Below are 9,460 nucleotides of genomic sequence, written 5' to 3'. Positions count from 1 at the left end.
GTGCTATAGATGGCTTTATGTTTACGGGAATCTTTGCACCTATAGGAGCTGCCGGTGCTGTGAGCAGATATGCGAAGAATGCCGAAGGCTTTGTAAGTAAGGGAAGTATAAGTAAGGCTGGATATGGTGCTGAGAGTGGTAGTAGGACCAAAGCGACTTTTGTCTCTGATGAAAAATTATTATCGCATTTTTATAAACATGGTGGTGAGTTTAAAGGGGCATTTAATTCTGCTGAAGAGTACTTACAAGGTGCACAAAATGTAATGCAAAATGGATACAAAGTTGAATACGTGTATAAAGGTGGAACGAGAACAGGATATGTTCAGTTTATGGGGAATAACAGTAAGGGAAATGCAAAGTTTGCTTTTGTTGGCACCAATAATGAAGGCTATATTACCACGTTCCATACTGAAAGTGGAAAAACATTTTGGAAGATGTTGAACGGAGTAAATAATCCTGTTATTAATCCTAAATAAAATAATAAGAAAGGTAATGCATATGAAATATAATTGCAAAATAATAAATATTGTCGATGATGAAGTTACAGTTAGAATCGGAGATGTATATATCACAGGATTTGTTAATTGTGGAACTATTAAAGAAATAGGTCAGGAGGCAACAGTTGAGATACTATTATATGATGACTTAGAAATTACGCAGTGTGATGAAAAAAAAGTAAGCATCGAGAGAAAAAAACAGAGCTTTGCGTATTCGATTTTTGGTACGTTGGATATTGCTAAGGGAATTTTGAAATCCGTAATCAATTTTGAAATAGACGAAGAAGAATTATATAATTATGGCTATTTAGATGGTAAACAGGTACAAGTGGATGTATTAAGAATTGATTTGGATTTTGAATAATTAAAAAACATTAGTAGGTTAAAAGGTTGGCTAAGGAGACAATCATATGAATGATACAATCGTTGAATTATCAAATATAGAAATACATGAGCATTGTATGTTGAATAGAATTACTGGAGAAAGGGAATACAATAATTAAAAAAAGCAAATGCCGTATTTTACAGGGTTATATTTCAAAGATGAGAATGTTTTTTTTGCATTATATCCTACAGAGAATGGACCAGTAATGTATTATGAAGGTAAAGAATATCCGTTAAAGAAAGATTTACATATTTATTTAACCAAAGCAGAAAAGTCAAGAGAATTTCGGATTGAAGAATATAATATTTGCATCCAATATCGTATTTCTCCATATGTAGGATTTGATGTGTGGTCAGATGAGAAGGATGTTGATTTGTTTTATCAGATTGAACAATCGTATAAAAATCATGAATATTATAAAAAGTTTACAAAATAAAAATTTTTATTTAATTAAATCAAAACGGAATATTCTTCCATCAAAAGTATAGAACTCATTGTTTTCAAATTAAAAGAGATTAAATAACTAAAAAGGTATTAGAAATAAATTTTAAAGTTATTGAAGTTCCAAATTATATTTACAATCTGACAGGAATAGGAAAAAGATGAATGTTTATGCTTGGAAAAAATTCAGGATAGGTGGTCTGTTTATTATTTGGAAAGAGGTATCAAAATAACAAATGATTTTTTTGAATCGGAAGATGATGCTTGTCAGTTTTTATATGAACAATTGATGGATTAAAATAACATAGGATGAAATAACACAAGCTCTTACAGATGCTGGTTATGATGTAACAGTAAAAGCATCTACAAGGTCAAAAAGTGGAGAACAAATTATAAAGCTAAACAACCCAGGCGGAGGAAAAAATATTTCTCAAGTACAAGTTTTGCCAGGTGGTGGAAGACATGGATGCAATCCGTATGTAAAAATAAGTACTACATACCAAAGTATAATAAAAATAATCGATGGTTCAGAAAGTCTCTACAAAACAAACGGAAAAGAAAATGCAACAATTATTTTTCAGGAGGTAACTAATATGCTATTAGACATTACTGCTCCAATTATACCCTTTAAGGGATTTGGAGAAATAAAATTATATAGTACAAGAGATGAACTGAGTGATTTATTATCATTAAATAATGTTGAAGCTATGGTAATTAATGAAAATTGGATTCGATATGATATTCAAAATAGTGTTGAATTATTCTTTCATCTTGGAAATAATAAATTATTTCGAATAATAACACTGGATAACTATAAGGGAAGGTTATTTGAAAAGATAGGAGTCGGAACTACAGAACAAAAAATGTTAGAAATTGAACCATCATTTGTTTATAATGAATTTGAAGAAGTATGGGAGTCTGACAAAGGTGTGTTTATAGAAATGGATGCTGAAACCAATAGGGTTAGATGGATTTCCGTATACATACCAGAATTAGATTTAGAAAACTTTGAAGAATGTAACTGGTAATATAATTTAATTATGCTTATACTTTAGGGCTCAAAAGTAAAAAATAATCCTACTGAACTAACAATTGCCGAAAACATTAATATTAATGTGATTATAGTATGATACAATTCTGTATAGGAATTGATTAATGAGAGCAAGATTTGACTTTGAGTGCACTTAAGGACAATCAAAATCAAAGCCTCATATTTTGAAGCAATGACAGGTTCAGGTATTTCATATAATGAGGGTAATACCGATACAGGAATACCTGCATGGGGTAAAATTGCTCTTGGCATAACCGGTGCCGCAATTGCCATAGGAATACTTGCAGGTACAATGGGAGGAATGGCTGCAGCTGTATCTGTAGGAAGTGAATTATTGTTGGGTTCGCTGTTAGGTGGTGCAACTGATGCGGCTATATCTCTTGCCTGCGGGGAACGTGATACTAATGAACTTCTACATGATTTGGCAGATGGTGCCATAGATGGCTTTATGTTTACGGGAATCTTTGCACCTATAGGAGCTGCCGGTGCTGTAAGCAGATATGCTAAGAATGCCGAAGGCTTTGTAAGTAAGGGAAGTATAAGCAAGGGAAGTATAAGCAAGGCTGGATATGGCGTTGAGAGTGGTATAAACTATAAAAATTATAAATTGAGCCTGACAAAAAAAGAACCAATGAATGGTTGTCAGCACTCAGGCTCCAATTGCCGTCAGCTACAACCAAATATGGCTCCGTAAATAAGATAACAAATGAATATCAAAATGTCAAACCAAAGCTTCAAAATTCATTTCGATTTTCTGGCATTCTTTTTTCATATGTGGTAAAATAGGCTGAAATGTTTTGAGGATATTAATATGTTGCTTAATGAATTAAAAGGAATAGGTCAGAAAACTGAAAATTTGTTTGAAAAAGTAGGTGTATCCAGTGTTGAAGACTTACTGGAGTATTATCCCAGATATTACGATGTTTTTGAGGAACCTGTAATTGTCCGTAAATTAGATTGTGACAGGACTCAGGCGGTTAAAGCAACAGTTGTAAGGGATGTTACAGTGAAAAAAGTCCGTAATTTGCAAATTGTTACAGCTTATCTTAGAGATAGTGAAGGATACGGAATTAAAGCAATCTGGTTTAATGCACCATATTTAAGATGCAAATTAAAAAATGGTGATGTGTATATTTTTAGGGGATTTGTAAGAGAATCTAAAGGTAGTTTTGAAATAGAGCAGCCAAAAATCTTTACAATAAAAGAATACACCTCAAAAATGGGAGAAATGCAGCCGGTTTATCCTCTTACGCACGGTCTGACAAATACTTTAGTTCAAAAATCTGTTGCACAGGCACTTAATATTATTGACATAAAAGAAAATCTTCCTGTGTCGGTTAAAGAGAAATATTCTTTAGAAGATAGAAGGGTGGCTATTAAAAATATTCATTTTCCAAAAAACATGAAAGAACTTTCTACAGCAAGAAAAAGACTGGTATTTGACGAATTTTTTGAATTTATTAATACTCTTAGAAATTTAAAAGATAACAATAAAAATGAAAAAAATGAATATATTTTAGAAGAACCTGATAAGGTTAAAAATTTAATAAAAAATCTTCCCTATAATCTCACATCTGCACAACTTCGCACATGGGAGGAAATAAAAAAAGATATCTCATCTCCTAAAGTTATGAACAGGTTAATTCAGGGAGATGTTGGATCCGGTAAAACGATAGTTGCTTTTTTAGCATTAATAACTGCTGCATTGAACGGATATCAGGGGGCACTTATGGCACCTACGGAAGTTCTTGCAAGACAGCATTTTGAACAGCTAAAAGAAACATTAGAAAAAAATAATATTGATTTGTGTCCTGTTATACTTGTAGGCTCCATGACGGCTAAAGAAAAAAGGATGGTTTATCAGGATATTGAAAGTGGCACGGCAGACGTTATAATAGGAACCCATGCTCTTATCCAAGATAAAGTTAAATATAAAAACCTAGCCCTTGTAGTTACTGATGAGCAGCATAGATTTGGAGTAAGACAACGTGAAGCAATTTCCGGGAAAGGAAGCAGACCTCATACAATAGTTATGAGTGCAACACCTATTCCAAGAACCCTTGCCATTATAATGTATGGCGACCTTGATATTTCAATAATTGATGAATTGCCTGCTGGAAGGCGACCTATAGCCAACTGTGTTGTCGGCAAAGATTACAGATATAACGCCTATAATTTTATTGAAAAGCAAGTTGCACAGGGACGTCAGGTTTACATTATATGTCCTACGGTAGAATACAGCGAAGCTGTAGAAGGTGAAAATGTTATTGAATATGCCGATAAGCTTAAGCAGATATTTCCACCGGCAATTAATGTATCTTTTTTGCATGGAAGAATGAAACCTGCTGAAAAAAATGATATAATGGAGAAGTTCTCAAAAAATGAAATACAGGTTTTAGTTTCAACCACTGTTGTGGAGGTTGGTGTTAATGTTCCTAATGCCACGGTTATGATGGTTGAAAATGCAGAACGTTTTGGATTAGCCCAGCTGCATCAGCTTAGGGGCCGTGTAGGAAGAGGAAAGTTTCAATCCTACTGTATTTTTATAAATGGCAGCGAAAAGAAGGAAGCAAAAGACCGCCTTGAAATATTAAATAAATCTAACGACGGATTTTTTATTGCAAATGAAGATTTGAAGTTAAGGGGGCCGGGTGATTTTTTCGGTGTCAGACAAAGTGGTGATTTTGAATTTAAAATCGGCGATATTATGAATGATGCTGATACTTTAAAAAAAGCTGCTGATGCAATTAATTTAATTGAATCCGGCGAATTGTATGTATCAGATGAGGAAATGGAAATGATGAATACATCAAAAATTTCATCAATTAATATATAAATTTGAGAGGAGTATAGTACATTAGTTATGGATATAGTAGTTTTATGTGGAGGAAACAGTACAGAAAGAGAAGTTTCAATAAGCTCAGGATATAATGTTTGTCAGGCACTTCGTGAAAAAAATCACAATGCTATTTTGATGGATGTTTTCTTTGGAATGGATAATTGTGATATTTTTGAAACCTCAAAAAACACATATGATGTTACAAAAGAAAAAGATTACATAAAAAGCCTTTCTACAAAAGTTAAAGAAACTGAAGGAAAAAGAAAAAGCTTCTTTGGAAATAATGTAATTGAAATATGTAAAAAAGCTGACATTGTATTTCTTGCCTTACATGGAAAAAACGGTGAAGACGGAAAATGTCAGGCAGCCTTTGATTTATACGGAATTAAATACACCGGTTCAGGACATTTAGCCAGCGCCATGGGTATGGATAAAGCAGTTACAAAACAGATTTTTATGGCAAAAGGTGTTCCAACAGCTAAAAGTGTCTGGGTGAAAAAAGGTGAAGATACAGAACTCAACCGCTTAAATATGTCACTTCCTCTTGTAGTTAAAGCCTGCAACGGTGGCTCAAGTGTTGGTGTGGTTTTAGTAAAAGACGAAAAAGATTACCAAAATGCCGTGGAAGAATGTTTCAAATATGATAACGAAATATTAATTGAAGATTTTATAGAAGGACGTGAATTTTCCATTGGAGTTTTAAATGGAAAGGCATTACCTATTGTGGAAATTATACCAAGAGAAGGATGGTATGACTATGAAAACAAATATAAAGATGGTGCCACAACTCATGTTTGTCCTGCTAATTTAAGTGATGAACTTACAGAGAAAATGCAACAGGTAGCTGTTGATGCCTGTGATGCAATTGGTTGTTCGCTATGTTCAAGAGCAGACGTTATGATGGATAAAGCCGGAAATATGTTTTGCTTAGAAGTAAATACATTACCGGGTATGACTTCCACAAGTCTTATTCCTGATGAGGCAAGGGCAATAGGTGTGGATTATCCGTCTCTTTGTAATAAAATAGTAGAATTGTCGTTAAACAAATATAAATAATGTTGATTGGAGCAAATAAATGAGTTTAAAAAATATGACACTGGAAAACATTGCTAAAGCCTGCAATGGAATATACATAGGAGATGAAAGTCTTAAACAAACTGAAATTACAGGTGTTGAAAAAGACAGCCGTTTAATAGAAGAAGGATATTTGTATCTTCCTTTTGTGGGGGCAAAGGTTGACGGACATGACTTTATTCCACAGGTATTTGAAAAAGGTGCATTATGCACTTTATCTGAAAAAAAATTGGATATCAACAAGCCATACATACTGGTTAAATCTGTTGCTGATGCCCTAAAGGCAATTGCTGAATTTTATAGAGAACAGCTTTCATGTAAAATCATAGGAATTACAGGTAGTGTAGGAAAAACCAGCACTAAAGAAATCATTGCTTCCGTTTTAAGTGAAAAATATCAGGTTTTAAAAACTGAGGGCAACTATAACAATGAAATCGGAATGCCACTTACCATGTTAAAAATACGTGATAATCATCAGATAGCCGTTATAGAAATGGGAATCAGTGATTTTGGTGAAATGCACCGTCTTGCTAATATTTCAAAGCCGGATGTATGCGTAATTACTAATATTGGTACATGCCATTTGGAAAATTTAGGAGACAGAGATGGTGTATTCAGAGCTAAAACAGAAATGTTTGAACACGCACAAAAAGATTGTTTTGTAGTTTTAAATGGTGATGACGACAAATTAATTAATGTAAAAGAAGTAAACGGACATGAACCAATGTTTTTCGGCATAAATACAAAGCAGAATGTGGGAATTGTTTCTCACACATCAAAAGGCGTTATGGGAACTGAAGTAGAAATCAGATACTTTGATAAAACCTTTACAACACTGATTCCAATTCCGGGATTTCACATGATTTATAATGCCTTAGCAGCTACATGCATAGGTGTTCATTTTGGAATGAGTTTTTCAGAAATAGATTCCGGCATTAGAAAGCTTAAGGCAATAAACGGCCGAAATAACATCTTTAACGTAAACAATATAACAGTAATAGATGACTGTTACAATGCCAATCCCATGTCAATGAAAGCATCTCTTAATGTTTTATCAGAAGCAGATGGCAGAAAGGTAGCTATCTTAGGTAATATGTATGAGTTAGGAGACAATGAAGCAGAACTTCATAGACAGGTAGGAGAAGAAGCTGCCCGATTAAAAATAGATGAAGTTATATGTATTGGTGATTTGGCACAAAACATAGCTGATGCTGCAAAAAGCGGATGCAACATGGTTTATCATTTTAATAATAAACAGGACTTTGAGTCAAATATCAGTGAGTATATCAAACCCGGAGATACAGTTTTAATTAAAGCTTCAAACGGAATGAAATTTACTACAATAGTTAATCTTATAAAAGAGACTTTTTAAATTATTATATTTTGAAAAAAATGTCAGATTAACAACAACTTACCAGTTTATTAATCTCTTTTCTTCACATAATACTAGTGTAACAAAAATTCAATTGAAGGTTGGTTACAATTTTTAAATATCTGATTGTGAAAATGGAGGTAATTGAAATGAGTAATTCAAACAATGTAAATGTTCCAGAAGCAAAGAGTGCAATGAACAGATTTAAAATGGAATGTGCATCAGAAGTAGGTGTACAGCTTACAGACGGTTACAACGGAAACTTAACATCTGCACAGGCAGGTTCTGTTGGTGGACAGATGGTTAAGAAGATGATTGAAGCTCAGGAAAAACAGATGAGTGGTAAATAATCATTTTCTATCGTTTAAAAACAGCAGGGAGGTTCACTAAATGTGAACCTCCTTACTTAGTTATAACTATTTATTTTTCATGAATTTAATAATATCTAAAACATATGAATAAATGTTTTCATCCTTTAAAACTGAAGGTTTGATGACTCCTGTTTTAGATTTGTAATCCTCTTTTAAAACCTGTAGAAAACAATCATTTTCTAAAGAATACACCGGTAAAAACTCCCCTGAAAATTTCTCATAACAGGTAGAAGCTGTCGCCTGTTTTCTGTAGTTTTTATCCACAAAAGAAGCAATACTTTTATGAATTGCTTTATCCTCTAAAGGCAGATAAAAGTAATCCTTCGGATTGGAGAAAAAATACTTAAAGGTTCCATTTATGATTTTAACGGTTATATATCCTCTATCATCTATGGCAGAAAAATGAAGATAATCTTTGTTATATATCATTTTTAGTGGAATCCTGTTTTCAAATGAAATATTAATTCTTAATTCTTTTTCTATGTCCCCTTCAACATTTGTATATTCGTTAATGGAATATTCCTGAATATGAAATTTCCCATCAAACACATCTTTTACAGATAAAAGGGATATTAATTTTCCCATATTAATAACATCTTCACGATTATGTAGCAGAAGGGGGAAAATAAGCCTCTCATCTTTTGATTCTACATAATGCTTAAAGACCTCTACTAAATCCCCGCCTGAAAAAGGATCAGTACGTTTTATGTTTAATGCTTTTTCAAAGGTTTTCTGCTTTTGATTTTCCAGATTTAATATATGATTTAATTTCGACAGAGGTTTATAAATATCTATGCTGTTAAATCTGTCAAAATCAAAGTCTAAGTTGTATTTCTCACCTCTTTCTTTAACAAAAGGAATATCAAAAGCATTTCCATTAAAATGAATAATGGTGTTAAATCCCTTTAAAAATTTGTGGAACGCCATAAGAACATTTGCCTCATCATTAAAATTCTCAGCCAGCCACTGGGCATACATTAATTCATTATTAGAAAAATACATACAGCCTATTAAATAAACATTACAGTATTTTCTTGAAAATCCCGTTGTTTCAATATCAAAAAATATTGTTTTATCAGGATTTGCAATCGTTGAAACCGGGTAGTCAATTTTTATATTTGCTTTATCTCTTATTACTAACATAAGCATATTTTAGCATATTTTTACGTTAGTTGACAATCTAATTGCACAATGCTAAAATTACCCGTGATGTTAAAAAATATCATATGGACTTTATGTTCTGAGGTAAAAATCAGCTAAGAGGGAAGCAGGTGGAAATCCTGCACGGTCCCGCCACTGTAAGCACGGAATTTTTATTCGCATATTTATGCGGCATGTTATTCATGTATGATTTTTAATCGCCACTGGGCAACCGGGAAGGTAAATAAAAGTGATGATGTGTAAGCCAGGAGACCTGCATAGAGTTTGGA

10 protein-coding genes and 1 riboswitch are annotated in these 9,460 nt (G+C 33.0%); of the genes, 9 read left to right on the top strand and 1 reads right to left on the bottom strand.

The annotated features are described in order from the left end of the window. The 9 genes from Q5O73_RS08700 to Q5O73_RS08660 form a co-directional block, all read left to right on the top strand. Nucleotides 1-476: hypothetical protein (locus Q5O73_RS08700; RefSeq protein ID WP_302669487.1), on the top strand; the 476-nt coding region annotated here is incomplete at its 5' end. Between the two features lie 22 nt (nucleotides 477-498). Further along, a complete protein-coding gene (locus Q5O73_RS08695) occupies nucleotides 499-861 on the top strand; it encodes a hypothetical protein (protein ID WP_186840430.1) in 363 nt (120 codons plus the stop codon). 148 nt (nucleotides 862-1,009) lie between these two features. Continuing rightward, nucleotides 1,010-1,318 (top strand): hypothetical protein, encoded by a 309-nt coding sequence (locus Q5O73_RS08690; protein ID WP_186840429.1) that lies wholly within the window; start codon nucleotides 1,010-1,012, stop codon nucleotides 1,316-1,318. Nucleotides 1,319-1,766: 448 nt separating this feature from the next. Further along, on the top strand, nucleotides 1,767-2,351 hold the full coding sequence (locus Q5O73_RS08685; RefSeq protein ID WP_186840428.1) for a hypothetical protein: 585 nt from the start codon (nucleotides 1,767-1,769) through the stop codon (nucleotides 2,349-2,351). A gap of 195 nt (nucleotides 2,352-2,546) precedes the next feature. Next, entirely contained in the window at nucleotides 2,547-3,068 is a 522-nt protein-coding gene (locus Q5O73_RS08680) for a hypothetical protein (RefSeq protein WP_302669486.1), read from the top strand. Nucleotides 3,069-3,185: 117 nt separating this feature from the next. Next, complete coding sequence (gene recG, locus Q5O73_RS08675) at nucleotides 3,186-5,210, top strand: ATP-dependent DNA helicase RecG (RefSeq protein WP_302669485.1); 2,025 nt, start codon at nucleotides 3,186-3,188, stop codon at nucleotides 5,208-5,210. Nucleotides 5,211-5,237: 27 nt separating this feature from the next. Then, a complete protein-coding gene (locus Q5O73_RS08670; protein WP_302669484.1) occupies nucleotides 5,238-6,269 on the top strand; it encodes a D-alanine--D-alanine ligase in 1,032 nt (343 codons plus the stop codon). Nucleotides 6,270-6,288: 19 nt separating this feature from the next. After that, nucleotides 6,289-7,659, top strand: a complete 1,371-nt coding sequence (gene murF, locus Q5O73_RS08665; protein WP_302669483.1) for a UDP-N-acetylmuramoyl-tripeptide--D-alanyl-D-alanine ligase — start codon at nucleotides 6,289-6,291, stop codon at nucleotides 7,657-7,659. A gap of 149 nt (nucleotides 7,660-7,808) precedes the next feature. Continuing rightward, on the top strand, nucleotides 7,809-8,009 hold the full coding sequence (locus Q5O73_RS08660; protein ID WP_021952988.1) for an alpha/beta-type small acid-soluble spore protein: 201 nt from the start codon (nucleotides 7,809-7,811) through the stop codon (nucleotides 8,007-8,009). A 66-nt stretch (nucleotides 8,010-8,075) separates the two neighbouring features. Here the strand turns inward: Q5O73_RS08660 and Q5O73_RS08655 are convergent, their stop codons facing one another. Then, on the bottom strand, nucleotides 8,076-9,173 hold the full coding sequence (locus tag Q5O73_RS08655; RefSeq protein WP_302669482.1) for a ribonuclease H-like domain-containing protein: 1,098 nt from the start codon (nucleotides 9,171-9,173) through the stop codon (nucleotides 8,076-8,078). Nucleotides 9,174-9,248: 75 nt separating this feature from the next. After that, nucleotides 9,249-9,460, top strand: a riboswitch (cobalamin riboswitch). This riboswitch is flagged as partial in the annotation.

It is taken from the genome of Eubacterium sp. AF15-50 (genome assembly GCF_934835595.1).
Lineage (GTDB): Bacteria > Bacillota > Clostridia > Lachnospirales > Lachnospiraceae > Eubacterium_G > Eubacterium_G segne.
Note: the sequence above shows the minus strand (reverse complement) of the source record. Positions and strands in the feature narration are given on the sequence as shown.